18 protein-coding genes are annotated in these 24,354 nt (G+C 72.2%); 12 read left to right on the forward strand and 6 right to left on the reverse strand.

Features of this window, described 5'->3' with window-relative positions:
- Positions 1 to 16: 16 nt before the first annotated feature.
- Together BLV02_RS12215 and BLV02_RS12220 are read right to left on the reverse strand one after the other, a co-directional pair.
- A complete protein-coding gene (locus BLV02_RS12215; protein ID WP_069115109.1) occupies positions 17 to 736 on the reverse strand; it encodes an ABC transporter permease in 720 nt (239 codons plus the stop codon).
- A gap of 35 nt (positions 737 to 771) precedes the next feature.
- Complete coding sequence (locus BLV02_RS12220; RefSeq protein WP_069115204.1) at positions 772 to 1,653, reverse strand: ABC transporter ATP-binding protein; 882 nt, start codon at positions 1,651 to 1,653, stop codon at positions 772 to 774.
- A gap of 268 nt (positions 1,654 to 1,921) precedes the next feature.
- Here BLV02_RS12220 and BLV02_RS12225 point away from each other — a divergent pair, with 268 nt between their 5' ends.
- Together BLV02_RS12225 and BLV02_RS12230 are read left to right on the forward strand one after the other, a co-directional pair.
- Entirely contained in the window at positions 1,922 to 4,657 is a 2,736-nt protein-coding gene (locus tag BLV02_RS12225) for an ATP-binding protein (RefSeq protein WP_069115108.1), read from the forward strand.
- Between the two features lie 45 nt (positions 4,658 to 4,702).
- Complete coding sequence (locus tag BLV02_RS12230; protein ID WP_069115107.1) at positions 4,703 to 5,338, forward strand: cob(I)yrinic acid a,c-diamide adenosyltransferase; 636 nt, start codon at positions 4,703 to 4,705, stop codon at positions 5,336 to 5,338.
- Positions 5,339 to 5,366: 28 nt separating this feature from the next.
- Here the strand turns inward: BLV02_RS12230 and BLV02_RS12235 are convergent, their stop codons facing one another.
- Positions 5,367 to 6,680 (reverse strand): aspartate aminotransferase family protein, encoded by a 1,314-nt coding sequence (locus tag BLV02_RS12235; RefSeq protein WP_069115106.1) that lies wholly within the window; start codon positions 6,678 to 6,680, stop codon positions 5,367 to 5,369.
- Between the two features lie 125 nt (positions 6,681 to 6,805).
- Entirely contained in the window at positions 6,806 to 8,752 is a 1,947-nt protein-coding gene (locus BLV02_RS12240; RefSeq protein WP_069115105.1) for an amidohydrolase family protein, read from the reverse strand.
- 115 nt (positions 8,753 to 8,867) lie between these two features.
- Here BLV02_RS12240 and BLV02_RS12245 point away from each other — a divergent pair, with 115 nt between their 5' ends.
- Positions 8,868 to 9,902 (forward strand): dipeptidase, encoded by a 1,035-nt coding sequence (locus tag BLV02_RS12245; protein ID WP_069115104.1) that lies wholly within the window; start codon positions 8,868 to 8,870, stop codon positions 9,900 to 9,902.
- A 13-nt stretch (positions 9,903 to 9,915) separates the two neighbouring features.
- Positions 9,916 to 11,562 carry a gamma-glutamyltransferase gene (ggt, locus tag BLV02_RS12250; RefSeq protein WP_069115103.1) on the forward strand — a complete coding sequence of 549 codons (1,647 nt, stop codon included), beginning with the start codon at positions 9,916 to 9,918 and terminating at the stop codon, positions 11,560 to 11,562.
- Between the two features lie 72 nt (positions 11,563 to 11,634).
- Here ggt and BLV02_RS12255 read toward each other — a convergent pair whose 3' ends face one another.
- Entirely contained in the window at positions 11,635 to 13,311 is a 1,677-nt protein-coding gene (locus tag BLV02_RS12255) for a DUF885 domain-containing protein (RefSeq protein WP_069115102.1), read from the reverse strand.
- Between the two features lie 253 nt (positions 13,312 to 13,564).
- Here BLV02_RS12255 and BLV02_RS36480 point away from each other — a divergent pair, with 253 nt between their 5' ends.
- Genes BLV02_RS36480 through BLV02_RS12305 form a run of 8 tightly spaced genes read left to right on the forward strand, consistent with a single transcriptional unit; the run spans position 13,565 to position 22,721 of the window.
- Positions 13,565 to 13,930 carry a hotdog domain-containing protein gene (locus BLV02_RS36480; protein WP_171906912.1) on the forward strand — a complete coding sequence of 122 codons (366 nt, stop codon included), beginning with the start codon at positions 13,565 to 13,567 and terminating at the stop codon, positions 13,928 to 13,930.
- 1 nt (position 13,931) lies between these two features.
- On the forward strand, positions 13,932 to 15,395 hold the full coding sequence (locus BLV02_RS12265; RefSeq protein ID WP_069115100.1) for a class I adenylate-forming enzyme family protein: 1,464 nt from the start codon (positions 13,932 to 13,934) through the stop codon (positions 15,393 to 15,395).
- Positions 15,382 to 16,287, forward strand: a complete 906-nt coding sequence (locus BLV02_RS12280) for an ArgK/MeaB family GTPase (RefSeq protein ID WP_171906911.1) — start codon at positions 15,382 to 15,384, stop codon at positions 16,285 to 16,287. Before BLV02_RS12265 ends, BLV02_RS12280 begins: the two co-directional genes overlap by 14 nt.
- Positions 16,284 to 17,963 (forward strand): methylmalonyl-CoA mutase family protein, encoded by a 1,680-nt coding sequence (locus tag BLV02_RS12285; protein ID WP_069115203.1) that lies wholly within the window; start codon positions 16,284 to 16,286, stop codon positions 17,961 to 17,963. Before BLV02_RS12280 ends, BLV02_RS12285 begins: the two co-directional genes overlap by 4 nt.
- Positions 17,964 to 17,978: 15 nt before the next feature.
- A complete protein-coding gene (locus tag BLV02_RS12290) occupies positions 17,979 to 18,404 on the forward strand; it encodes a cobalamin B12-binding domain-containing protein (RefSeq protein ID WP_069115098.1) in 426 nt (141 codons plus the stop codon).
- On the forward strand, positions 18,401 to 19,498 hold the full coding sequence (locus tag BLV02_RS12295; protein ID WP_069115097.1) for a DmpA family aminopeptidase: 1,098 nt from the start codon (positions 18,401 to 18,403) through the stop codon (positions 19,496 to 19,498). Before BLV02_RS12290 ends, BLV02_RS12295 begins: the two co-directional genes overlap by 4 nt.
- Positions 19,495 to 21,228 (forward strand): thiamine pyrophosphate-binding protein, encoded by a 1,734-nt coding sequence (locus BLV02_RS12300; protein ID WP_069115096.1) that lies wholly within the window; start codon positions 19,495 to 19,497, stop codon positions 21,226 to 21,228. Before BLV02_RS12295 ends, BLV02_RS12300 begins: the two co-directional genes overlap by 4 nt.
- 20 nt (positions 21,229 to 21,248) lie before the next feature.
- On the forward strand, positions 21,249 to 22,721 hold the full coding sequence (locus BLV02_RS12305) for a class I adenylate-forming enzyme family protein (protein ID WP_069115095.1): 1,473 nt from the start codon (positions 21,249 to 21,251) through the stop codon (positions 22,719 to 22,721).
- A gap of 5 nt (positions 22,722 to 22,726) precedes the next feature.
- Here the strand turns inward: BLV02_RS12305 and BLV02_RS12310 are convergent, their stop codons facing one another.
- The gene (locus BLV02_RS12310; protein ID WP_069115094.1) at positions 22,727 to 23,716 is read right to left on the reverse strand and encodes a GntR family transcriptional regulator; all 990 of its coding nucleotides are present in this window, start codon (positions 23,714 to 23,716) and stop codon (positions 22,727 to 22,729) included.
- Between the last annotated feature and the right edge of the window lie 638 nt (positions 23,717 to 24,354).

Consider the following 24,354-nt stretch of genomic DNA (forward strand, 5'->3'; position numbering starts at 1 on the left):
CGTGAGGTGGGCGAGCTCAGCGCCGCGGCTCCCAGCGGAACATCCGCCCGGCCAGCGCCACGGCCACGACGACCCAGGCCAGGGTGGGTACCAGCAGCACCAGGGAGTCCGCGACGGCCACACCGCCGTCCCATGCGTTGATCACCAGCTCGGTCGCCGAGCCGCCGGGCAGCACCCGCTTGAGCGGCGCGAGGTCCTCGGTGCCGGTGATGCCCACCCAGCTGGCGACCGCGATCACCAGGAGGCTGATCGGCAACGTGGTCACCTGCGCGTGCTCCGGCGAGTTCGTGAGTCCCGCCGTGGCGAGCGCCAGGGCGACCATCATGGCCAGCGTGGCCAGGACCGCCGCCGCCAGCAGCGGCACCTGGGCCGGTTGGGTGGCCACGACGCCCAGCACGATCAGGATGACGGTCACCTGGACCAGCGCGATGACGGTGACCGGCAGGAGCAACCCGGTGATGATGTCGGCATCGCCCGCGGCGGTGGAGCGGAGCCGTTTGAGGAAGAGGTTCTGCCGGCGCGAGGCCAGAGTGGTCACGGCCGTGGTGTAGAGCCCGAAGGCCATCACGGTGAACATGACGATCGCGGCGATGTAGCCAAGGCTGGCGGCCTCGGCGAAGATCTCGTGCCGGTAGACGAAGAACGCGCTGACGGCGACCGGGATGATGAGGCCGGTGACCAGCACGAGCCGGTTCCGGAAGATCTGGATCAGCTCGCTTCGAGCGATCGGGAGCATGCTCGTGGTTCCCTTCCGGGACGAGGTGGGCTGGGTCAGTCGCGGCTGATCGCGCGGAAGACGTCGTCGAGGCTGGTCGGGCCGGCCTGCAGGTCGCGCAGGTCCACGCCGGTGTCGTGGGCCCAGTTGAGCAGGCGGTGGAGATCCTTCTGCAGGTCGAAGGTCTCCACGTGGAAGGCGCCGTTGGCGGGCGTGGTGTCGATCGGCGGCGGGGGAGTGCCGGCCGGGAGAGCGAAGCTGATCAGCGACGGCAGGGTCCGCGTCAGCTCCGCGACCGTTCCTTCCCTGTGCAGGGTGCCCTGGTGCATGAGCCCGATGCGGTCGGCGCGCTGCTGGGCCTCCTCCAGGTAGTGGGTGGTGAGCACGATGGTGGAGCCGTCCTCGCGGAGCCGGTCCACGGCGGCCCAGAGGGCATCGCGGGACTGGATGTCCAGGCCGGTCGTCGGCTCGTCCAGGATGACCAGCTCGGGCCCGCCGTAGACGGCGGTCGCGAAGTCCAGGCGGCGTTTCTCGCCGCCGGAGAGCTGGGAGACCATCGCGGCGGCCTTGTGGGTGAGGCCGGAGACGCCCAGCACCCGGCTCACGTCGTCGCGCCGCCCGCTCAGCGTGCCGATCAGGCCCACCGACTCCCGGACCGTCAGGTCCGGGGAGAAGCCGCTCTCCTGGAGCATGATGCCCATCCGGGGACGCACCGCGCCGCGGTCGCGCGGGCTGTGCCCGAAGACGCGAACGGTGCCCGCCGACGCCGGCCGGTGTCCTTCGGCGACCTCCAGGGTCGACGTCTTGCCGGCGCCGTTCGTGCCGAGCAGCGCGTAGAGCTCCCCGTGCCGGACCTGGAACGACAGGTCCTTGACGGCGTGGAAGTCGCCGTAGCGGACATTGAGGTCCTCGACCTCGATGACAGGACTGGCGGACATGACGGTTCCCTTCGTGTCGACGACCCGGTTCGCCATGCCGTCAGGCTCGCACCGGTGGAGGAGCCTTCGCGTCGGTAGAAGCCCCTGAGGTCCCCGCCGGTCGTCGCCGCGCCGCGACCAGCGCGACCGCCGCTGCCGCGCCGGAAATCCCTGATCAGCGCCGTCATGGGCGATTCCTGGCGCGCGCGGTTCGCGTCGGTGACAATTACCTAGTCCTGGCGCCGAGCGGCGCAGTCGTACTCGGGCGGGAGCGAAGCTGACGCACCTCGTGGGCCGACGCGCGGAGCGCGAGACGGTCGAGCACGTGCTGACCCGGGCGCAGGCCGGGCACAGCGAGGTACTGGTGGTGCGCGGCGAAGCGGGCATCGGGAAGACCGCACTGCTGGAGCACGCCCGCGACACCGCGGTCGCATCGGGGTTCCGGTCCGAGTTCGCGGTCGGCGTGGAGTCCGAGACGCAGTTCGCGTTCGCGGGCCTGCACCAGTTGTGCGCGCCGCTGCTCGACCGGGCCGGCGCGCTGCCCGAGCCGCAGCAGACCGCCCTGAACGTGGCGTTCGGGCTGCGCAGTGGCGCCGCACCGGAACGGTTCCTGGTCGGGCTGGCCACCCTCAACCTGCTGGCCGAGGCCGCCGAGGAGCAGCCACTGCTGTGCCTCGTCGACGACGCGCAGTGGCTGGACCAGGCGTCCGCACAGGTGCTCGCGTTCGTGGCGCGGCGGGTCGCGGCCGAGCAGTTGGTGCTGGTGTTCGGGCTGCGTGACCCCGGGGAGGAGGAGGTCCTGCCGTTCGCCGGGCTGCCCGAGCTGTGGCTGGGCGGGCTGAGCGAGGCCGACGCGCGGGCGCTGCTGGCCGCCGTCAGCACACCGCTGGACGACGGGGTGCGCGACCGGATCGTCGCCGAGGCACGGGGGAACCCGCTGGCGCTGCTGGAGTTGCCCCGAAGTACGCACCCAGCCGAGCTCGCCGGCGGGTTCGAGCTGCCCGACGTTCTGGGTGCGCCGCGTCGCGTGGAGCTCAGCTTCCAGGACCGCTTCAGTGGCCTGCCGGTCGAGACGCAGGTGCTGATGCTGGCCGCCGCGGCCGAGCCGACCGGTGAGGTGGCGCTGCTGTGGCGGGCGGCCGCGCAACTGGGAATCGCCCGCGAGGCGGCCGCGCCCGCGGAGGCCGCGGGGTTGCTGGAGATCGGCACCCGCGTGCGGTTCCGCCATCCGCTGGTGCGCTCGGCGGTCTACCGGGCCGCCACCTCGCCGGACCAGCGCCGCGTTCACGGCGCGCTGGCCGCCGCCACCGACCCGCGAGCCGACCCCGACCGGCACGCGTGGCATCGCGCGCACGCCGTGCTGGGCACCGACGAGGACGCCGCCGCGGAGCTGGAGCGCTCGGCCGGCCGGGCCCGCGCCCGCGGCGGACTGGCCGCCGCGGCCGCGTTCCTGCAGCAGGCAGCCGACCTGACGCCCGAGCCTGCCCGGCGCACCAGCCGGGCGCTGGCGGCCGCGTATGCCAAGCACGAGGCCGGTGCGACCGAGGCCGCCCTGGAGCTGCTGGACGTCGCCGCGTCCGGGCCGCTGGACGCGCTGCAACGCGCCCGCCTCGAACTGCTCCGGGCCCAGATCGCGTTCCACCTGAGCCGGGGCAGGGACGGGCCGTGGATGCTGCTGGACGCCGCCAAGACGCTCGCCCCACTGGACGCGGCCCTGGCGCGTGAAACCTACCTGCGCGCGCTCGACGCGGCGATCGTCACCGGCGCCCCCGGCCGGGGCGTGCCGGCGGTGGCCGAAGCCGCCCGGGCCGCGCCGCCACCACCTACGTCGCCGGAGCCGGCGGACGAGTTGCTCGACGGCCTGGTGACGACCTTCACGCAGGGATACGAGGCGGGCGTACCCGGGTTGCGCCGGGCGTTGACGGCGTTCGCCGGCCACGAGCCACCCGCGGACGCCGTGGGCGACAGCGACAGCCACCGCTGGCTCTGGCTGGCCAGCCGCACCGCGATGGCGGTCTTCGACGACGAGTCGGCCCACCTCCTTGCCGACCGTCACGTCCGGCTCGCCCGTGAGGCCGGCGCGTTGGCCACGCTCCCCGCCGCACTCCTCGTCCAGTCCGTCATGCTGGTGATCTCCGGCGAGTTCGCCCGGGCCTCCGAGCTGGCCGCCGCGCAGACCTCCATCACGGCCTCGACGACGGCGTTGCCGCTGCTCCACGCCCAGCTCATCCTCGCTGCCTGGCGCGGCCGCTCGCACGAGACCGCCGAGATCCACACGACCATCGCCCGGGAGACCGCCGGACACGGGCACGACACCGAGGTCTCCCTGGCGCAGTACGCCCTGGCGGTCCTGCACAACGGCCGGGGCGACTACCAGGCGGCCCAGGCCGCCGCGGCGCGGGCGTTCGAGTCCGACGAGCTGACGTACAGCAACCTGGCCCACTCCGAACTCATCGAGGCGGCGTCCCGTACCGGCCAGCCGGAGCTCGCGGCCGACGCGCTGGACCAGCTCAGCTCACGCGCTCTCGCCAGCGGCACCCCGTGGGGGCTCGGGCTGGCGGCCCGTTCGCGGGCGCTGACCAGCACCGGGCCCGTCGCCGAGGAGCACTATCGCGAGGCGATCGAGCAGCTGCGAAACTGCCGGATGGCCGGCCATCTCGCACGCGCCCACCTCGTCTACGGTGAGTGGCTGCGGCGCGAAGGCCGCCGCCAGGCCGCGCGCGCCCAGTTGCGCACCGCCCACGACCTGTTGTCGGAGATGGGCGCCGAGGCATTCGCCGCGCGGGCGGGCCGCGAGCTGCGCGCCACCGGTGAGCACCCGCGCAAACGGACCGCGCAGCCCACCGACGTGCTCACCGCCCACGAACTGCACATCGCGAGACTGGTCGCCACCGGGGCGACGTCCCGGGAGGTCGGTGCGCAGCTGTTCCTGAGCCCCCGCACGATCGAGGCCCACCTGCGCAACATCTTCCGCAAGCTGGGCATCACATCCCGCCGGCAGCTCAGGGAACTGCGGCTTCCCTGAACGGACCCGCCGAGGCCGCCTCACGGGAGCCCGTAGTGTGGGGACATGGTGAGGCTGACGAAGATCTACACCCGCACCGGCGACGACGGCTCCACCGGGCTGGGCGACTTCAGCCGCACCCGTAAGACCGATCCGCGTCTGGTCGCCTACGCCGATGCCAATGAGGCGAACGCGGCGATCGGTGTGGTGGTCGCGTTGGAGCGGTCCGGCGGCGGGGGCGGTGGCCTCGGCCCGGAGGTGCTGGCCGTGCTGCTGCGGGTGCAGAACGACCTGTTCGACGTGGGTGCTGATCTCTGTGTGCCGTTGAAGGCCGAGTACGAGTATCCGCCGCTGCGGGTGCAGCCGGCCTGGATCGACGAGCTTGAGGCGGACTGTGACCGGTACAACGCCGAGGTGCCGAAGCTGACGTCGTTCATCCTGCCCGGTGGCAGTGTCGCGGCCGCGCAGTTGCACGTCGCGACGACGGTGGTGCGGCGGGCCGAGCGGTCGGCGTGGGCGGCGGTCGAGCAGTACGGCACCGGTGACATCGACGGTGTCAATCCGCTCACCGCGAAGTACCTGAACCGGCTCTCGGACCTGTTGTTCATCCTGTCCCGCTATGCCAACCGCGACGCGGGCGACGTGCTCTGGCAGCCGGGCGGTGGCCGCGCGGAACCGCAGCCGAGGCAGCGGGCGCGCTAGGGGAGCAGGCCGGCGGCGGCGCCGGACGTCACCCGGCTCCGTTCTGCCGGACGACGGCCGTGAGCGCGTCGTCGAGGATGTCGATGCCGGCGTGCAGCTCGTCCTCGCCGATGGTGAGCGGCGGGGCGATGCGGAAGATGCCGCCCATGCCGGGCAGCTGCACGATGTTCATGTGCAGGCCCCGCTCCAGGCAGGCCGCGGTGACGGCCGCGCCGAGCGTGTCCGCCGGCGCCCTGCTCGCCCGGTCCCTGACCAGCTCGACGCCCTGGAGCAGGCCCCGGCCCCGGACGTCGCCCACGACGTCATGGACGTCACGAAGGCCCTCGAGCCGGTCGGTGAGCTGCTGGCCCAGCTTCGCGGCGCGTTCGACGAGGCCGTCGCGCTGGATCACGTCGAGGACGGTCGACGCGACCACCGCCGCGAGCGGGTCGGAGGCGTGCGTCGTGTAGAAGAGAAACCTGCGTTCGGCGCAGGCCTGCTCGATCTCGGCGCTCGTCACCACGGCGGCGACGGGCAGCCCGGCTCCGAGCGTCTTCGACAGCGTCAGGATGTCGGGGGCGACGCCGTCGCGCTCGAACGCGTACATGTGGCCGGTGCGCCCGAGGCCGGTCTGCGCCTCGTCGAGGATCAGCAGCATCCCGCGTGCCTCACACAGCTCCTTGAGCCGGGCGAGATAGCCCTCGGGCAGTTCGATGACGCCGCCGGAGGACAGGATCGGCTCGACGAGGCAGGCCGCCAACGAGCCGTTGGACTGGGTGTCGACCATGGCGAACCCGTACTCCAGCTCGGACTCCCAGTCGTGCGACCCGTCCGGGCGGCGGAAGGGCGAGCGGTAGGCGTTCGGCGTCGGCAGCACGAAATTGCCGGGCATCGTGGGACCGTAGCCGCGCCGGCCGGCGGAGAACGTCGCCGCCGACGCGCCTGACGTCATGCCGTGCCACGAGCGGTCGAACGAGACGATCTCGTACCGGCCGGTGTACAGCTTGGCCATCTTGAGCGCTGCCTCGTTCGACTCGGCTCCCGTCGACAGCAGCAGCATCTTGGTGAGGTTCGGAGGCAGCGTGTGCGCCAGCCGCTTGGCCAGGTCCACGACCGGCCGGCTGAGCATCCCGCTGAACAGGTGGTCCAGCGATCCGACGCAGTCCGAGACCGCCCTCACGATCTCCGGGTGCGAGTGGCCCAGCACCGCGCTCATCTGGCCCGAGGTGAAGTCGAGGATCGCGGCGCCGTCGCTGTCGTAGACGTAGGGTCCGGCCGCGCGCTCGATGACCCTTGGCGTGAACGCCGGGATGTATCGGACCAGGTGATCCTGCGCGTCGGTCCAGAAAGTGTCCGTGCTCACGGCGGCCTCCCGAGTAGTGATTATGGCCTATTGAACTAGGCCATAATCACTCTGGCAAGGCATGGGCGCAGTGGCGGTGGCCACACGTCGGGGACCGACGTGAAGCGCCCGGAGGCCGACGGACGTCAGGCGCCGGCGCGGCGGTGCACCAGCTGGACCATGGGCGCCTGCACCGTGTACTCGCCGGCGACGTCGCCGGCGATCCGGACGATGGCGTCGGTCGTGCGCTGCACCAGCTCGTCGCCGTCGCGCTCCAGCGTTCCCGGCACGGGCGGCAGGGCGTTGGCCAGGCCGGCGCCCAGCGACAGCACCGGCCACGGGCCGTGGTCCGGCGCCAGCCGGGCGGCCGCCAGCAGGGCCGCCACCCCGAGGTCGGCGCCGGGCAGCAGGGGCGCGGGCACCTCGGCGTCGAGCTCCGAGCCGTCGAGGGTGGACAGGCGGACGGTGTACCGGTCACCGTGGCGTCGCACCGTCGCGACGTCGACGCCCTCGGCGCGGCGCCGCTCGATGTCGGCCGACACCAGGTGGCCGGACGCGTCGATGACCGTCGTGCGGGTCTCGACGCCGTGCCGGGTCGCGATCTGCTCGCGCCAGGTGGTCGCGCCGCCGCCGGAGTGCGAGGAGATCCTCGTAGCGGCATCGGTCCGGCCGAAGTTGGTCCGCTCGTACTCGCCGACCAGCCGTTCGCCGGACGGCACCGGGCGCAGCCGGGCGCGGTCCGGCTCGGCGTGGACCAGCGTCTCGACCTCGTCGAGCAGGGCGTCCAGTCGCGGGCGCTCCAGCACGGTCCCGCCCACGACGACGGCGGCCGGGTCCTTCAGCGCGGCGACCGAGGCCAGGGGGTCGCCGGTCACGGCCACCAGGTCGGCGACGAACCCGGCGTCGACGCGGCCGCGGTCGGTCAGGCCGAAGTAGTCGGCCGCGCCCCGGGTGGCCAGGCGCACGAGCTCGGCGCTCGTGTACCCGGCGCCGGTCATCAGCTCCAGCTCCTCGACCAGCGAGGACCCGTGGAAGACGAACGCGTTGTGGGTGTCGGTGCCGACCAGGACAGGGGCGCCGGCGTCGCGGAGCGCGGCGAGGATGCGCCGGCTGCGCTCATGGAACAGGTCGGCGGTGCCCTGTAGTTCGCCGGGCGTGAGCGCCATGATGCGGAAGTCGTTCTCCGGTCGCCACGTGCGGGCGAGCACGGGATCGGTGAGGCGCAGCCGCGGGTCGGTGAAGTCGCGGTGCCCGAGCAGGCGGTCGAGGACGATCAGCGTGGGGCAGGAGGTGATGTTCTCGGCGGCCATCCGCTGCGCCAGGGCCGCGATCTTGTGGTCGTCGATGTCCGACGCCGCCTGGGCGGCCTCGGGGGAGAACCGGTTCCGGCCGCGTCCGTAGCTGAACCCCTGCGCGAAGAAGGCGTCGAGACGCTCCTGCGAGGCTGGGCGCAGCGAGCCGTACTCGTAGTTGTTCAGATGCTCGAACCCGGTCTGGCCGCGGTCGATCGCCTGGTGGACGGTGAGCGCCTGGGGGCAGTGCCCGACCAGCGGGAGGCCGGTGTCCCGGCACGCCTCGCCGAGGCCCTTGAGCGCCTCTGCGGACAGCCACTGGTACGCCTTGACCTGCTGGTACCCGAGCTCGGCCCAGCGCCGCACCGCCGCGTGCGCGGACGCGCGATCGGTGATCTGCGCGGAGTCCGGCCACACGGTCGTGCCCGGCGCGCCGCGACCGTCGGCCATGGCGGTGCTGGTGACGACGTACGGCCCGAGCTCGGCGCCCTCGGCGACGCGCCGGCGCCAGTCGAGGTGCCACGGCTTGCCGCGCATGTTGCGCACCAGCGTGACGCCGTGCGCCAGGTAGCCGAGCATGTCCGCCCGGTCCTCGACGTGCACGTGGCAGTCGGCGAGACCGGGCAGGATGGTGCGGTCGCGCCAGTCGACGACCGGGCCGGTGATCTCGTGCTCGGCGCGGGGCGCGACCCGGGTGATCCGGCCGTCGGCCACGGTGATCGCCTGATCCCGGAGCACCCCGCGATCGGTCATGGAGAGCACGGTTCCCGCGAGGATCGTCGTCGGTGTGGCGTCGTTCACGTGGTCCTCCAGACCTGGGTGGGCACTGGGAGGGCGCCACGCTAGCAGCAATTTCAACCTATTGACATAGGTCTAACTCTTGCGTCCACTGGCTGATTGCCTCAACAATCGACCCATGATGACGACACCCCACGACGAGGCCCTGGTCGTCGACCTGCACAACGACCTGATCCTGCTGGTCGACCATTTCGACCAGCGCGGCCGGCCGGAGCACTTCGCCGAGTTCTGGCTGCCCGAGCTGCGGTCGGGGGGTGTGAACGTCCAGGTGCTGCCCGTGTTCATCGAGGCGCAGTACCAGTCCGAGGGCGCGCTGCGGCGGACGCTGCTGCTGATCGAGCGGATCCATGCGCTGGCGGCGCGACACCCGGAGGTGGCGATCTGCCTGACCGGGGCGGACGTCGCCGCGGCCGTGGCCGCCGGCCGCATCGCGTTCGTCATCGGCCTGGAAGGCGCGCACGCCCTCGGCCAGGACCCGGAGCTGATCGGGACGATGTACCGCGTCGGTGCGCGCGTGGTCTCGCTCGCCCACCTGGGCCGTACGCACCTGGCCGACGGCAGCGGGTTCGACGACAGCTCGCGCGGCGGACTGACGCCGCAGGGGTTCGAGGTGCTCGCCGAGATGGAACGGCTCGGGATCGTCTTCGACATCAGCCACCTCGGCGTGGCCGGCGTCGACGACGTGCTGGCCCGGGCGACCCGCCCGCTGCTCGCGACGCACTCGGGCTGCCGGGCCATCACCGACATGCACCGGAACCTCAGCGACGAGCAGATCAAGGGCATCGCCGGCCTCGGCGGCGTCATCGGGGTCGCGGCCGCGATCGCGCCGTTCATCGACCCGGCCCGGCCGACCGCCGCCCGCGTCGTCGACCACATCGAGCACATCGCGTCGGTCGCCTCGATCGACGCGGTGGGGCTGGGGCCGGACTTCATCGACGACTACTACGCGGAGGTCTACGGCGGCCGCATGGAGATCATGGGCGTGGACGCGGTCGAGTTCGTGGCGGCCGAGGTCCGGCGGCCGTCTGACCTGCCGAAGCTCACCGCCGAGATGGTCGCCCGCGGCTTCTCCCAGACCGACATCGCCAAGGTGCTGGGCGGCAACGCCATGCGCGTCCTCGACGAGGTGATGGGCGTCGGTACGGGTGGCTGACCATCGCCGGGGGATGATCGTCGCCGCCCAGCCGGAGGCCGTCGAGGCCGGCGCCGCGATGCTCGAGGCCGGCGGGAACGCGGTCGACGCGGCCATCGCCTGCGCGTTCGTGCAGACCGTGGTCGACCCGCTGATGTGCGGCATCGCCGGGTTCGGCAGCCTGGCCGCGTACCTGCCGTCGCGGGACTTCCACGGCTACTACGACTTCCACGCGCCGGCGCCGCGAGCGGCCCGGCCGGACATGTGGGAGTCGCTGGTCGAGGGCGAGGCGCGCGACGGCTTCGGGTTCATCGTGACCGGCCACGTCAACGAGATCGGCTACGAGTCGATCTGCGCGCCGGCGTCGCTGCGAGCGTTCCACACCGCTCACCGGGAGCACGGGACGCTGCCGTGGCGCGAGGTCATGGCTCCCGCCATCGGGTACGCCCGCGACGGGTGGACGGTGCGCCCGGACGTGCACGCCTTCTGGTCCGACCCGGGCGCGTTCGGGCACGTCGCCAACAGCGACCGCGCGTCGTACACCCCGGCCGCCGCGGCGCTCTACCTGCGCCCGGACGGGTCGGCGAAGCGCATCGGCGACGTCGTGGTGAACCGCGACTACGCGGACGTGCTGGCGACGATCGCCCGGCACGGCCCGGACCCGTTCTACACCGGCGACCTGGCCCGGGCGATGGTCGACGACATCGCCGCGGGCGGCGGCCACCTGAGCCTCGACGACCTCGCCGGCGTCACCGTCCGGCGGGGCGAGCCGCTCTGGACGACCTACCGCGCCTGGTCGGTGGCGACGAACCGCCCGCCCGGCGGCGGCGTGCAGCTCGTCCAGATGCTCAACGTCCTCGAGAACTTCGACCTCACGGCGCTGGGCCACAACAGCCCGGAGTACGTGCGCGTCGTCAGCGAGGCCATGAAGAAGGCGACCGCCGACAAGGACCGCCACGTCGGCGACCCCGACTTCGTCGACGTGCCGCTGGACCGGCTGACGTCGAAGGGCTACGCGCGCGACGCCGCGGCGCGGATCGGGGCCGGCGAGAGGTTCTCCGTGCCACGGCACCAGGGACCGGCCGAAGGTCCCGACACCACTCACCTCTCCGTGATCGACGCCGACGGGAACTGCGTCGCCATGACGCACTCGCTGGGCCTGCCGTCGGGGGTGGTCAGCCCGGGGCTGGGCTTCATGTACAACGGCTGCATGTCCAGCTTCGACCCCCGGCCCGGCCGGGCCGCGTCGATCGCGCCGGGCAAGGCCCGGTTCAGCTCCGTGTGCCCGTCGATGGTGTTCGACGAGGAGGGCCCGATGCTGGTGATCGGGGCTCCGGGCGGCACGCAGATCGCCATGGGCGTCCTCCAGGCAACGCTGAACGTGCTCGACTTCGGCGTTCCGGTCGGCGAGGCGGTCGGGCTGCCGCGGTTCTCGGCCACCAGCGACGTCATCGACGTCGTCAACCGCGTCCCGCGCGCCGTCCAGACCGCCCTCGAGGAGCGCGGGTACGAGGTGGTGCGCAGCCCGCGCAGCCACGCCTTCGGCCTCGTCCACGGGCTGGCCCGGCAGGACGGACGGTGGCGCGGCGGCGCCGACCCCGGCGGCGACGGCATGGCCCTGGAGGTGACCTCCCGGCCGAGGAGCCATGTGCGTCGCAGCGAGGCGCAAGGACTCACCTGAACCCGTGCACCAAGCTTCCATGAGGTCACTGCGGCGACACCGCGCCTCCACACGGCCACAGCACATCGGTGATCACGATGGTGGCTGGGCGCCGATCCAGCGTTCCACGGCGCCGGACAGCACCGTCATGGGCACCGCTCCGTTGCCGAGGACGGTGTCGTGGAAGGCGCGGATGTCGAAGGCGGCGCCGAGGCGTTCGCGCGCCGTCCGCCGCAGCCGCTCGATCTCGAGGCGGCCGGTCATGTAGGCCAGGGCCTGGCCGGGCCAGGCGATGTAGCGGTCGACCTCGTTGGCGACGTTCCCGGGGGTGAGGGCGCTGTTGGCGAGCATGAAGTCGATGGCCTGCTGCCGCGTCCAGCCGTGGTGGTGCAGGCCGGTGTCGACGACGAGGCGGCAGGCCCGCCAGGAGTCGAACGAGAGCATGCCGAACCGGTACAGGTCGCCGGAGTAGAGCCCCATCTCGTCGGCCAGCCGCTCGGCGTAGAGGCCCCAGCCCTCGCCGAAGGCCGCGACGTACAGGTAGCGGCGGAAGGCCGGCAGCTCGGTGAGCTCCTGCGCGAGCCCGAACTGCAGGTGGTGGCCGGGCACGCCCTCGTGGAACGCCAGCGTCTCGTACTCGTACCGGGTCCGCGTGCGCGGCGCGTGGGTGTTGACGTTGTAGCGGCCCGGACGGCTGCCGTCGCCCGACGAGGGCAGGTACTCGCCGAGCACCGCGGCCGGGGCCAGCACCTCGTTCATCGGCACCACCGCGCACGACGCCGACGGGGCGCGGCCGAACCAGTCCGGCAGTGCAGTCTCGGCCCGGGCCACCGCCGCCCGCGCGTCGGCCAGGATGTCCTCGGCGGAGGAGTAGCGCAGCTCCGGATCGTGCCGTAGCCGGTCGACGATCGCATCGAAGTCGCCGGTGCCGAAGACCCGCTGCCCCAGCTCGGCGTACTCGTCGCGCAAGGCCTCGCACAGGTCCAGGCCGAGCCGGTGGATCTCGTCCGGCGAGCGCGTCGTGGTCGTGTGCGCCGCGACGGCGCGCGCGTACATCTCGTCGCCGCCGGGCACGTGCAGCAGCCCGCTGCGCTCGTCCGGCCGGGCCGCCGCGAGCACCGGTCCCGAGAGCGTCTCCTGCAGCGCCGCCAGCGCCGGCCGGATGGACTCCGCCACCAGACCGCGGACCTCGTCCTCGACGGCGGAGCCGGCCACCATGCCGGCGATGAGGTCGTCCTCGGCGCGGCCGCGCAGGTAAGCGTCCAGCCGTTCGGCGGTCTGCTCGACTCCGCGGCGGGTCGGCACCCGGCCGGCCGCCACGCCGTCCAGCGCCCGGTCCCGGGCCTGGCCGAGGTAGCCGGGGACGCCGTGCAGGCGGCGCAGGTAGCGCTGCTGCTCGTCCGGCGTGGCGACCGAGACGTTGGTCAGCGCGGTGAACAGCAGGGCGCTGGGGGAGGCGTAGCCGGAGACGGCGAATTCCGCGTGCCGGTCCTCGTACGGCACGGCCTCGGACCGCGCGACGTGGATCAGCACGTCCCGCGTCACCCGGTCGTGGTCGTCGAGCGCGTCCGCCGGGATCCGCTCCGCGCGCGCCACCAGGTCCAGGAGGCGCTCGGCCGACGCGAGCTGGGCGGACTCGCCGAGATCGGGCACCTCGCCGTCGAGCCCGGGGATGCCGTGGATGAGCGTCGCCACGAACGGATCGGCCGCCGCCAGCGCCTCGTAGAGGCCGGCGGACAGCTCGGCGAGGGGTCGGGGCTCAGTATCCATGTGGCTCCTCCGTCGGCCGCCGGGTCGCTGGTGTGGCCCACACACTAGCGCCTTGTTCTATCTAGTGACATGGGGTAATGGCGTCAGCTCAAAGGTGGCGCGGTCGGTCGTGGCGAACAGCATGGTTGAACCGGTGGGCAGTCTGACCTACTCGTTTAGGTCTAAGTGCTCTACTCTGTCTGCGACAAGGATCCCCCAGCTGGCACGGAGGAGTCTGATGTTGGAGCCGAGGTCTGTTGGCGACGACCGAGCGATGATCCGACTTCGCTTGTCGCCCGGCGATGCGCGGTATGCCGGGAACCTGGTCCCGGGGTCGAAGGCGATGGAGATCTTCGCCGACCTCGAGACCGAGCTCGCCCTCAAGGAAGGGGGCGACGAGGGGCTCTGCGCGGCCTACGACTCGGTCGAGTTCCTCGCGCCGCTGCGGGTGGGCGACTACGTCGAGGGCATCGCGAGGGTGACCCGGCGCGGGAACCGCAGCCGCACCATCGAGGCCCGGATCTTCAAGGTCCTCGGCGTCGACGAGGAGGGCGCGCTCGTCAGCACCGACCCGGTGCTGGCGGCCACCGCCGTGGCGACGATCGTCGTGGGCACGAACTCCGGCGTGGGCGTTGCCTGACGTGATCGCCCACCCCGACACGGTCGTCGCGTGGATCGAGGCGGTGGTGCGTGCCCACGCCGGCCGCCCGGCGCTGATCCACGACGGCGTCACCTGGAGCTACCGGGACCTGTGGTCGCGCGCGGAGGACGCCGCCCGGCGCCTGCTGGCCGGCGGCCTGCGGCCCGGCGACACGGTCGGTCTCCTGGGCGCCAACGAACCGGCGTACATCGTCAACTACCTCGGGATCGCCCGGGCGGGCGGTACCGCGGTTCCGGTCAACGACCGGCTCGACGGCGCGACGGTGCGCATCCTGCTCGCCTCGGTCGACGCCACGCGCGTGTTCGTCGGCCGGGTCGACGCCGCCGTCCGCGACGAGCTCGCCGAGACGTTCCACCTGCTCCCCATGGACGCCGGCGACCCGGTGCAGCGCCGCGGCCGGCTGCCGGTCGTGCGACCGGGGACGCCGGCCGCGATCATGCTGACCAGCGGCTCGACCGGACGGCCGAAAGGGGTCGTGCACACCCAGAGCACCATGCTGCACGCGACCCAGCAGCTGACCTCGGCGTTCCCGTTCCGCTCCGACGACCGGTCGGTGGTCTTCCTCCCGCTCTACGCGTGCATCCCGGAGCAGGTGCTGCCGGTGCTGTGCACCGGCGGCGCGCTGGAGATCCTGCCGCGATTCGACATCGAGCGCGTCGCCGAGGCGTGCACCAGGGCGACGACGTTCGACGCGGTGCCGACGATCCTGAGCCGGCTGATCGAGCACGCACCCCGGGAGAAGCTCGCCCGCCTGCGGTGGGTGCTGTTCGCCTCGGAGCACATGCCGGTCACGCTCCTGCACCGCTGGTGGGACGAGCTGCCCGGCGTCGAGACGCACCAGCTCTACGGGATGACGGAGGTGCTGCCGCTGTCGGCGGCGCCGCACCCGCTGCTGCGCCGGGAGCCGTCGACCATCGGGCGGGCGTTCCCGACGACGCGGCTGAGCGTCGACGACGGCGGCGAGCTGATCGGCGCCAGCCCGGCGCAGATGGTGGGGTACTACAAGGACGAGGTCGCCACGAAGGCGGCGCTCGGCCCGGACGGCGCCATGCGGACGGGCGACCTCGGTCGCATCGACGAGCGCGGGCTGGTGTTCCTGACCGGCCGCAGCAAGGACATCATCATCTCCGGCGGCATCAACATCGCGCCCGCCGAGATCGAGGCCGTCGCCGCCCGGCATCCGTCGGTCGAACGGGCCGTCGTCGTGGGCGTCCCGAGCGAGCGCTGGGGCGAGACCCCGGTCGTCGTCGCCGTGCCCCGCCCGGGCCGGGCGCTCACGGCGGACGATCTGCTGAGCCACTGCCGGTCGCTGCTGTCCAGCTACAAGCGACCCACCGGCGCCGGCCTGATCGACGCCCTCCCGACCACCGGTATCGGCAAGACGGCCAAGGACACGGTGAGGAAGATGATCGTGGATGGGAAGATCAACGTTGTTCGAGTCTGACCAGATCGAGACGCTGGTGGCCAAGGGCCGCGAGGGCCACTGGGCCCCGCTCGCCCGGGCGGTCACCGTGATCGAGAACAGCCCGCCCTGGGAGGTCTCCATCCCGCGGGCGTCCCGGCCCTGCCACATCGTGGGCATCACCGGGCCGCCCGGCGCCGGAAAGAGCACCCTCACCGGCCGCCTCATCGAGTCCTTCGCCGACGACGGCCAGCGGGTCGCCGTCCTGGCGATCGACCCGTCCAGCCCGCTCAGCGGCGGCGCCGTGCTCGGCGACCGGGTGCGGATGGAGACCTACCTGAACGGCCGGCCCGGCGTGTTCGTGCGCAGCCTGGCCAGCCGCGGATCGCACGGCGCCGTGGCGGGGTCCACCCGGAACATCGCCCGGCTCCTGGAGCTGTCCGGCCTGTTCGACATCGTGCTGATCGAGACGGTGGGCGCGGGTCAGACGGAGGTCGCCATCGTCGAGGTCGCCGACACCGTGCTGCTGGTGACGGTCCCGGGGCTCGGCGACGCCGTGCAGACGATCAAGGCGGGCCTCATGGAGGTCGCCGACGCCTTCATCGTCAACATGGCCGACCGGCCCGGCGCCTCGGAGACGGCCCGGCACCTGCGCCTGGCCGCCGGCCGGGTGGACGCCGTCTACAAGACCGTGGCCATCGAGGGCACCGGGGTCGACCAGGTGCGCGACGGCATGTACGCGCGGTGGAAGTCGCTGCTCGCGGACGGGCAGCTGGAGACCCGGCGCCTGGAGAAGTGGGGGTCCGACGCGGCGCTGGTGGCCGAGGCCTGGGTGGCCGACTGCGCCGGCGGGCTGGCCCTGGACCCGCACGCGACCATGCAGGACTCCGTGGACACGATCTTGAAGGAGGCGTCACGCCGATGGAGCCGATGAACGAGGACGACAAGCGCTGGGACGAGCGAGTCGAGGCATGGACGACCGGACGGGTCGCCGCCGACTATCAGCGGATCCCGCCGCGGCGCTCGGAGTACACGACCCTGTCCGGGGCGCCGGTCAAGGACGTCTACACCCACGCCGACGTCCGGCACCTGGACCCGGCCGAGGACATCGGGCTCCCCGGCGAGTACCCGTACACCCGTGGCGTGCACGCCACGATGTACCGCGGCCGGCCGTGGACGATCCGGCAGGTGGCCGGCTTCGGCCAGGCCGAGGACACCAACAACCGCTACAAGTACCTGCTCAAGACCGGCCAGACCGGTCTCTCGACCGACTTCGACCTGCCGACGCTGCTGGGCTACGACTCCGACCACGAGGTGTACCGGCGCGAGGTCGGCCGCATCGGCGTCGCCGTCGACACCGTCGTCGACATGCACGCGCTGTTCGACGGCATCCCGCTCGACCAGATCTCCACGTCGATGACGATCAACCCGTCGGCCGCCGTCGTGCTGGCCATGTACCGGGTGGTGGCCGACGAGCGGGGCATCCCGGGTCGCGTGCTCACCGGGACCACCCAGAACGACATCCTCAAGGAGTACATCGCCCAGAACGAGTTCATCTTCCCGCCGCTGCCGTCGGTGCAGCTGGTGGTCGACACGATGGAGTACGGCGCGGACGTGATGCCGCGGTTCAACCCGCTCAACGTCTGCGGCTACCACATCAGGGACGCCGGCTCGACGGCCGTCGAAGAGGTCGGCCTCACCATCAGCAACGCGCTGTGCTACCTCGAGCACGCGGTCGAGCGCGGCATCGACGTCGACCGGCTGGCGCCGCGGGTGTCGTTCTTCTGGGACGTGCACAACAACTTCTTCGAGGAGGCGGCGAAGCTGCGCGCGGCCCGCCGGCTGTGGGCGCGGCTCATGCGCGAGCGGCTGGGCGCCAAGGATCCCCGGTCGTGGCTGATGCGGGCGCACTGCCAGACCGCCGGCGTCTCCCTCACCGCGCAGCAGCCGTACAACAACGTCGCCCGGACCGCGATCCAGGCGATGGCCGCCATCCTGGGCGGCACCCAGTCGCTGCACACGAACTCCCTCGACGAGGCGCTGTCGATCCCGTCGGAGAGCGCGATCAAGATCGCCGTCCGCACCCAGGCGATCATCCTGCACGAGACCGGCGTCGCCGACGTCGTCGATCCGCTCGCCGGGTCGTACTACGTGGAGTCGCTCACCTCCCAGATCGAGGAGGACGCGCTCGCGCTGATCGAGCGGATCGACGCGATGGGCGGCATGATCGAGGCGGTCCAGTCGGGCTACGCGGTCCAGCTGATCTCCGACTCCGCCTGGGAGCAGCAGGTCAAGGTCGAGAGCAACGACACCATCACCGTCGGCGTGAACGACTACGTCGACGAGGACGAGACCCAGGACATCGAGATCGACCGTCCGGTGCCCGGCGTGATGGAACGCCAGCTGGCGCGGCTCGCCGAGGTGAAGCGGTCCCGCGAGGACCGGCAGGTGACCGCGGCACTGCGCGCCATCGAGAAGGCCGCCCCCGACCTGCACCACAACCTGATGCCGCTGATCGAGGACGCCGTGCGCGCACGGGCCACGGTCGGCGAGATCTGCGACGTGCTGCGCGGCGTGTGGGGCCACCACCAGCCGTCGACCGTGTTCTAGAGGAAGGACGAGACCATGACATCCGCCACCGCTGGACTGCCGCCGCTCAAGGTGGTGATCGCCAAGCCCGGGCTCGACGGGCACGACCGCGGCGCCAAGGTCGTGGCGCGGGCGTTGCGCGACTCCGGTATGGAAGTCGTCTACACCGGCATCTATCAGAGCCCGGAGTCGATCCTGCGTGCGGTCGTCCAGGAGGACGCCGACGTCCTCGGCCTGTCCAGCCTGTCCGGCGCTCACCTCGAGTACGCCAGGGACCTGTGCGCGCTGCTGAAGGAGAACGACCGCCAGGACGTCCTGTTCGTCGTCGGCGGCACCATCCCGCCCGAGGACGCCGACACGCTCAAGGGCTACGGCGTCCACGAGGTCTTCGGGCCCGGGACGCCGACGGCCGAGCTGGTCGAGTACATCTCCAGCAACGCCCGACAGGCACGGCTGGCGTGACGGGCCGGTCGCGCGATCTCGGCATCGTGGTCGGTCACCTCCCGACCGGCCGGCACAACGCGATCACCGACGTCGCCGGTGTGCGGGTGGGGCACCACACGGTGCGCGCGGGCGACGGGCCGCTGGTCGTCGGCGAGGGCCCGGTGCGCACCGGGGTCACCGTCGTGGAGCCGCGGCCGCAGGTCTGGCGCTCGCCGGTCTTCGCCGGCTTCCACCGCCTCAACGGCAACGGCGAGATGACCGGGTTGCACTGGATCCGGGAGAACGGGCAGCTCACGACCGCCATCGGCCTGACCAACACCCACTCGGTCGGCGTGGTCCGCGATGCGATCGTCGCCCGGCTGCACCGGGAGCGGGGCGACGACGAGCTCTACTTCCACCTTCCGGTGGTGGCGGAGACCTATGACGGCCTCCTGAGCGACATCAACGGCCAGCACGTGACGGCCGCCCACGTCGACGCGGCCTTCGACGCGCTGTCCGCGGGGCCGGTGCCCGAGGGCTCGGTCGGCAGCGGCACGGGCATGATCTGTCACGAGTTCAAGGGCGGCATCGGCACGTCGTCGCGGGTCGTCGGCGACCACACCGTCGGCGTCCTCGTGCAGGCCAATCACGGCCGGCGCGGGCGGCTGCGGGTGAACGGCGTGCCGATCGGCGAGCGGATCCCCACCGACGACGTCGCGTCGCCGTTCGACGCGGTGGTGCGCTCGGCCCGGGGCAGCGGGTCGATCATCGTGCTGATCGCGACGGACGCGCCGCTGCTGCCACACCAGTGCGAACGGCTGGCCCAGCGCGGCGCGCTGGCCATCGGGCGGACCGGCGGGTCCGGCGAGAACGGCAGCGGCGACCTGCTCCTGGCGTTCTCCACCGGGAACGACGGCCTGCCCCGGGTCGGCCTGGTGGAACCGGGCCCGGACGAGATCCCGCTGCGCATGGCCGGCAACACCGTGATCAACGGCCTGTTCGACGCGGTCATCGACGCCACCGAGGAGGCGATCCTCAACGCCGTGGTGGCCGCGGAGACCAGTGTCGGACGCGACGGGATCACCGCGCACGCGCTGGACCACGACCGCCTGCGCGCGGCCTACGCCGGATGACGGGCCCGGCGCCGGCGACCGTGGCCGCGGCGATCGCCGAGTACCTGAGCGGTCAGGGGATCGAGCGGGTGTTCAGCCTGCCCGGTTCGCACATGAAGCCGATCTGGGCGGAACTGGACGCGCGTGGCGTCCGGGTCGTGACGGCGCGGCACGAGGTGGCCGCCGTGCACATGGCCCAGGCGGAGGCCGATCTGCGGCACGGTCTCGCCGTCGCGATCGTCACGACCGGGCCGGGGCTGACCAACGCGGTCACCGGGATCGGCTGCGCCTTCCTCGCCGGTTCACCGGTGCTCGTCATCTCGACCCGCCCGCCGGACGAGCAGGCGGGCATGGGCGCCCTGGAGGAGATCGACCAGGCGGCCATCGTCCGGCCGGTCTGCCGGGCCGTGGAGGTGGTCCGATCGCGCCGGCACGTCGTCGACCGGCTCGACCGCGCCGTGAGCGCGGCGCTCGGCGACGACGGCCCCAGCGGCCCGGTGTACGTGGAGTTCGGCTCGGAGTTGCTGCGTCAGGCGGCTGCCCCGCTCTACACGACCTATCCGCGCCGTACGAGGGCGCGCCGGCCACCGGAGGCCGCCGCCGTCGAGCGGGCCGTCGACGCGATCGCGGCCAGTACCCGGCCGCTGGTGCTCGCCGGTCGCGAGGTGCTCACCGTGCCCGGCCCGCTGGCCGAGTTCGTGCGTACGACCGGCGCCCTGTACCTCGACACCCGGGCGAGCCGGGGCGCCCTGTCCGAGAGCATCCCCACGTTCGTCCCGGCGGCGCGGGCCCGGGCGATGGCCGAGGCCGACCTGGTGATCACGGTCGGCCGGCAGCTGGACTTCGAGGCGGCGTACGGGTCGCCCGCGGTGTTCGCCGCGGCCGAGCGGTTCCTGCGGATCGGCCGCAACTCCGAGGAGGTCCAGGCCAACCGCCGCGGCGACGTGGAGCTGCGCGCCGATCCGCAGTCGGCGCTGGAGGCGCTGGTGACGGCGGGCGCGCGACCGGCCGCTCCGGATGTCGGCTGGCGCGACGACGTCATTCGCGGCAACGCCGGCAAGCGGCGCCGGCTCGGCGAGACGATGCGGGCCCAGTCCACGGCCGCGGACGGCGGGCTCCACCCGCTGCAGGTCATCCGCGCGCTCAACGAGCACGTCGACGACACCGCCATCGTGATCGTCGACGGCGGGGACATCCTGTCGTGGTCGCGATCGAGCCTGAACACGCCCACCTACCTGGACCTGGGGGCGTTCGGATGCCTCGGGGTGGGCGTCCCGTTCGCGGTCTCGGCATCGCTCAACCATCCGGACCGCACGGTCGTCGCGCTCGTCGGGGACGGCGCCCTGGGCTTCAACGTCATGGAGCTGGAGACCGCCGTCCGCGAAGGCGCACGTTTCGTCGTCGTCGTGGCCGACAACAACGCGTGGAACATCGAGCGCGCCGACCAGGTCCGCAACTACGACGGGCGGATCATGGGCACCGAGCTCGGGTCGTGTGCCTGGGACCGGCTCGCGCAGAGCCTCGGCGTCGCCGGATACCGCGCCGACAGCGTGGACGACCTGGAAGCCGCGCTGGGGGAGGCGTTCGCGCACGCACCCGCCCTGGTCGCCGTCCGGGTCTCCCGCGAACCGATCTCCCCGGACACCAGAAGCGGTCTCGCCCTGGTGCCGGAGTACCACGTGCTCACCGCCTGGGACGAGGCGGAGCGGGCGTGGCTGTCGGGTCCGCGTCATGGGGACGTCGAGTCGTGAACCGGTGAGGTGGTCAGCGCATGGTCAGAACCCTGTTGTCGCACATCGGCGCCGTGGCGCGGGCGCACCCGGACGATCCGGCGCTGATCGACGACGGCGAGACCTGGACGTACGCGCAGTTCTGGTCCCGCACCGAGGAGATGGCCCGGGGGCTGCTCGGCCTGGGGCTGCGACCGGGTGAGCCGGTCGGGATCATCGGACGGAACGAGGCGGCGTACATCGCCGCCTACCTGGGCATCATGCGGGCCGGCCTGGTCGCGGTCCCCGTCAACACGATGCTCGACCTCGCGTCGATCCGCGACCAGCTCGACCTCGTGGGCGTGCGGACGATCCTGGCCGGCCGGATCCCCGCCGAGCTCCGGGACGGGCTCGAGGACTCCCACCGGCTCCTGGAGCTGTCCGCGCCGCCCCGGGGGCCGGGCGGCCCGGCGCTGCCGCGGATCGGGCCGGAGGCCACCTGCAAGATCATGCTCACCAGCGGTTCGACCGGACGGCCGAAGGGCGTCGAGCACACGCACGGATCGATCTTCCACACGGCGCTGCAGCTGGCGGCGGCGCTGCCGTTCGACCGCGGCGACCGCGGCCTGGTGTTCCTGCCGCTCTACACCTGCATCCCCGAGCACGTCCTGCCCACCCTGTGCGCCGGCGGATCCCTGGAGATCCTGCCAGGCTTCGACGTCGAGCGGGTCGCCGACGCCTGCACCCGGGCGACGACGTTCGACGCCGTGCCGACGATCCTCAGCCGGCTGATCGAACACGCGCCACTGGAGCGGCTCGCGGGGCTCCGGTGGATCATGTTCGCCTCCGAGCCGATGCCGGTCCACCTGCTCCGGACCTGGTGGGAGGTGCTGCCAGGGGTGCAGACGCACCAGTTCTACGGGCTGACCGAGCTGGTACCCGTCACCTTCGCGACACACGCCATGCTGCGGGCCGAGCCCTCGACCGTCGGGCGCGCCTTCCCGACGACCGAGGTGGCGCTCGACCCGCTGGAGGGCCACGGCGACGGCGGCGAGATCCTTGCCGCCGCCCCGAGCCGCATGCGCGGGTACTTCGGCGACGCCGCGGCGACCGACGGCGCGCTGACGTCGACGGGCGCGCTGCGCACGGGGGACATCGGCCGGGTCGACGACCGCGGGCTGGTGTTCCTCACCGGCCGGCTCAAGGACATCATCATCTCGGGCGGCCTCAACGTCGCTCCGGCCGAGATCGAGGCGGCGGCGTTCGGCCACGGAGGCGTCCAGGAGGCGATCGTCGTGGGGATCCCGAGCGTTCGGTGGGGCGAGACCCCGGTGGTCGTCGCCGTGCCGAAGGCGGGCTCCGGACTCACCGCCGAGGGCCTGCTCCGGCACTGCCGCGAGGCGCTGCCGAGCTTCAAGCGTCCGTCGGCGGCCGCGCTGGTGCCGAGCCTGCCGGTCACCGGGATCGGCAAGGGCGACAAGGCGGCGGTGAAGCGGCTGATCGCGGACGGGACGATCGAGCTCGTGGGCGCGTGACGACCTCAGCCCACGCGGGCGGGCGTCGCCGGCGCGGGCGCGGCCTGGCCGAGCGACGGCGCCGCGCCACGCTTGAGGTCCTGCATGTCGCGGACGACGTCGCTGACCATGCGGATGGACGCGGCGTCGAGCACGTTGCCGAACTCCATGACCTTGACCCGGCCCTCGAGCTGCTCGCGCAGCTCGCCCAGGCCGTCGGGGATCACGACGAGGTCGATGCCTTCGAGGTCCTTGTCCTCGATGCCGTCGAGCACCTCGATGTTCTTGATGCCGGAGTCGCGCAGGGAATCGCGGACGGTGACGGCCTGCTCGTCGGTGCGGTACCAGATGCCGACCGTGCCGTTCTTGGCCACCGAGGCGATCTGCACCAGCGTCTGGACGTGCGGTGCGACGACGATGGCGACGATCTCGGTGCTGGGGCGGCGCATGAGAGCGCGCACCTCGGCCAGGTGGAAGAACGTCGTGAGGACGAGGTCGGCGCGCTCTTCCTCGGGCTCGAAGGTGCCGAGCACGAGTGGGCGCACCTTGACGCCGATGTTGGCCTCGAGCTCGCTCGCGAAGTACTTGGCGCGGTCGACGTTGCACTCGACGAACGAGACCTTCAGGAGGTCGTCCTCGGCGCGCAGAGCCAGGCTCATGACGAGCGACTGGATCTCGGCCGCGGACAGGCCGAGCTCGATGCACTCGCGGGTGGCCGCCTCGAGCAGCTGCCTGGCCTGGTCGCGGGCCAGCGAGCCCTCGCGCTCGGGACCTGGCCCGACGACGATCGTCCCGGTACGTCCGCGTCCCTCGACCAGGCCGATCTCGCCGAGCTCGGCGTAGGCCCGGGCGACGGTGTTGCGGTTGATGTGGAGGTTGTCGGCGAGGAGGCGGGCACTGGGCAGGGCTTGGCCGGGCGCGAGGTCGCCGGTCTCGATCATGAACGACAACTGCGTGACGATCTGCCGGTAGATGGGCACATCGGAGTGCAGGCTCACCTGAATCTTGTCGACCACTGCTCGCTCTCCCTCTACGGAAGGACGTATCCGCCCAGCACAAGTACACCACTGCCGCTGCGTCGAGTCGACCTAGCCGGGTGAGCTCAAACAGCTGAGCGGGTTCCGCCACCCCTTTTGACACAGATCATAGGGCGAATCGGCCCCACCGGCGCGTTCGGCGGCTGCCGGCGCGTCGGGCGGGTGCTGGAACGATCCGGCTTCCGCCCCTGGTCGGCCGTCGCTCTCGAGGCGCCGGAAGATCACCGAGCTCCAGCGCCGGTTGGCGCCGCCAGGCCAGTGGACCGTGCCTGTGGGCAGGTGCGTCGTCCGCCGCTCGCCGGCCTGTGCAATTTCATCCTAAGGTGATAGATCTGTATCGGCCCGGTCGACCAACCCTCAGCGTGTCACTCACGTGGCCGGCGTGGTTGCCGGATGGCGTTGACCAGCTCCACCTGCTGGCGTGGTTTCGGCCCGAAGTCAGGCGTGTTGCCTGGATATCGACTGCCTGTCTCGGGCTTGGGTTGAACCACTTAACTAGGTCTTGACAGGCATAAGCAATCAGACAATGCTGTGCTCCACGTTACGACATGGGCCAGCTAGACACAGGCCGGAGCGACGAGAACCAGGCTCTTCGCGGAGTCCCGTGAGGGGACGCG

Source organism: Jiangella alba, assembly GCF_900106035.1.
GTDB lineage: Bacteria > Actinomycetota > Actinomycetes > Jiangellales > Jiangellaceae > Jiangella > Jiangella alba.

Bases quoted from the DNA above. Each gene is read 5' to 3' on its own strand.
- BLV02_RS12215 (WP_069115109.1), bottom strand. From the start codon at position 736: ATGCTCCCGATCGCTCGAAGCGAGCTGATCCAGATCTTCCGGAACCGG.
- BLV02_RS12220 (WP_069115204.1), bottom strand. From the start codon at position 1,653: ATGTCCGCCAGTCCTGTCATCGAGGTCGAGGACCTCAATGTCCGCTAC.
- BLV02_RS12230 (WP_069115107.1), top strand. From the start codon at position 4,703: ATGGTGAGGCTGACGAAGATCTACACCCGCACCGGCGACGACGGCTCC.
- BLV02_RS12245 (WP_069115104.1), top strand. From the start codon at position 8,868: ATGATGACGACACCCCACGACGAGGCCCTGGTCGTCGACCTGCACAAC.
- ggt (WP_069115103.1), top strand. From the start codon at position 9,916: ATGATCGTCGCCGCCCAGCCGGAGGCCGTCGAGGCCGGCGCCGCGATG.
- BLV02_RS12255 (WP_069115102.1), bottom strand. From the start codon at position 13,311: ATGGATACTGAGCCCCGACCCCTCGCCGAGCTGTCCGCCGGCCTCTAC.
- BLV02_RS36480 (WP_171906912.1), top strand. From the start codon at position 13,565: ATGATCCGACTTCGCTTGTCGCCCGGCGATGCGCGGTATGCCGGGAAC.
- BLV02_RS12285 (WP_069115203.1), top strand. From the start codon at position 16,284: ATGAACGAGGACGACAAGCGCTGGGACGAGCGAGTCGAGGCATGGACG.
- BLV02_RS12290 (WP_069115098.1), top strand. From the start codon at position 17,979: ATGACATCCGCCACCGCTGGACTGCCGCCGCTCAAGGTGGTGATCGCC.
- BLV02_RS12300 (WP_069115096.1), top strand. From the start codon at position 19,495: ATGACGGGCCCGGCGCCGGCGACCGTGGCCGCGGCGATCGCCGAGTAC.
- BLV02_RS12305 (WP_069115095.1), top strand. From the start codon at position 21,249: ATGGTCAGAACCCTGTTGTCGCACATCGGCGCCGTGGCGCGGGCGCAC.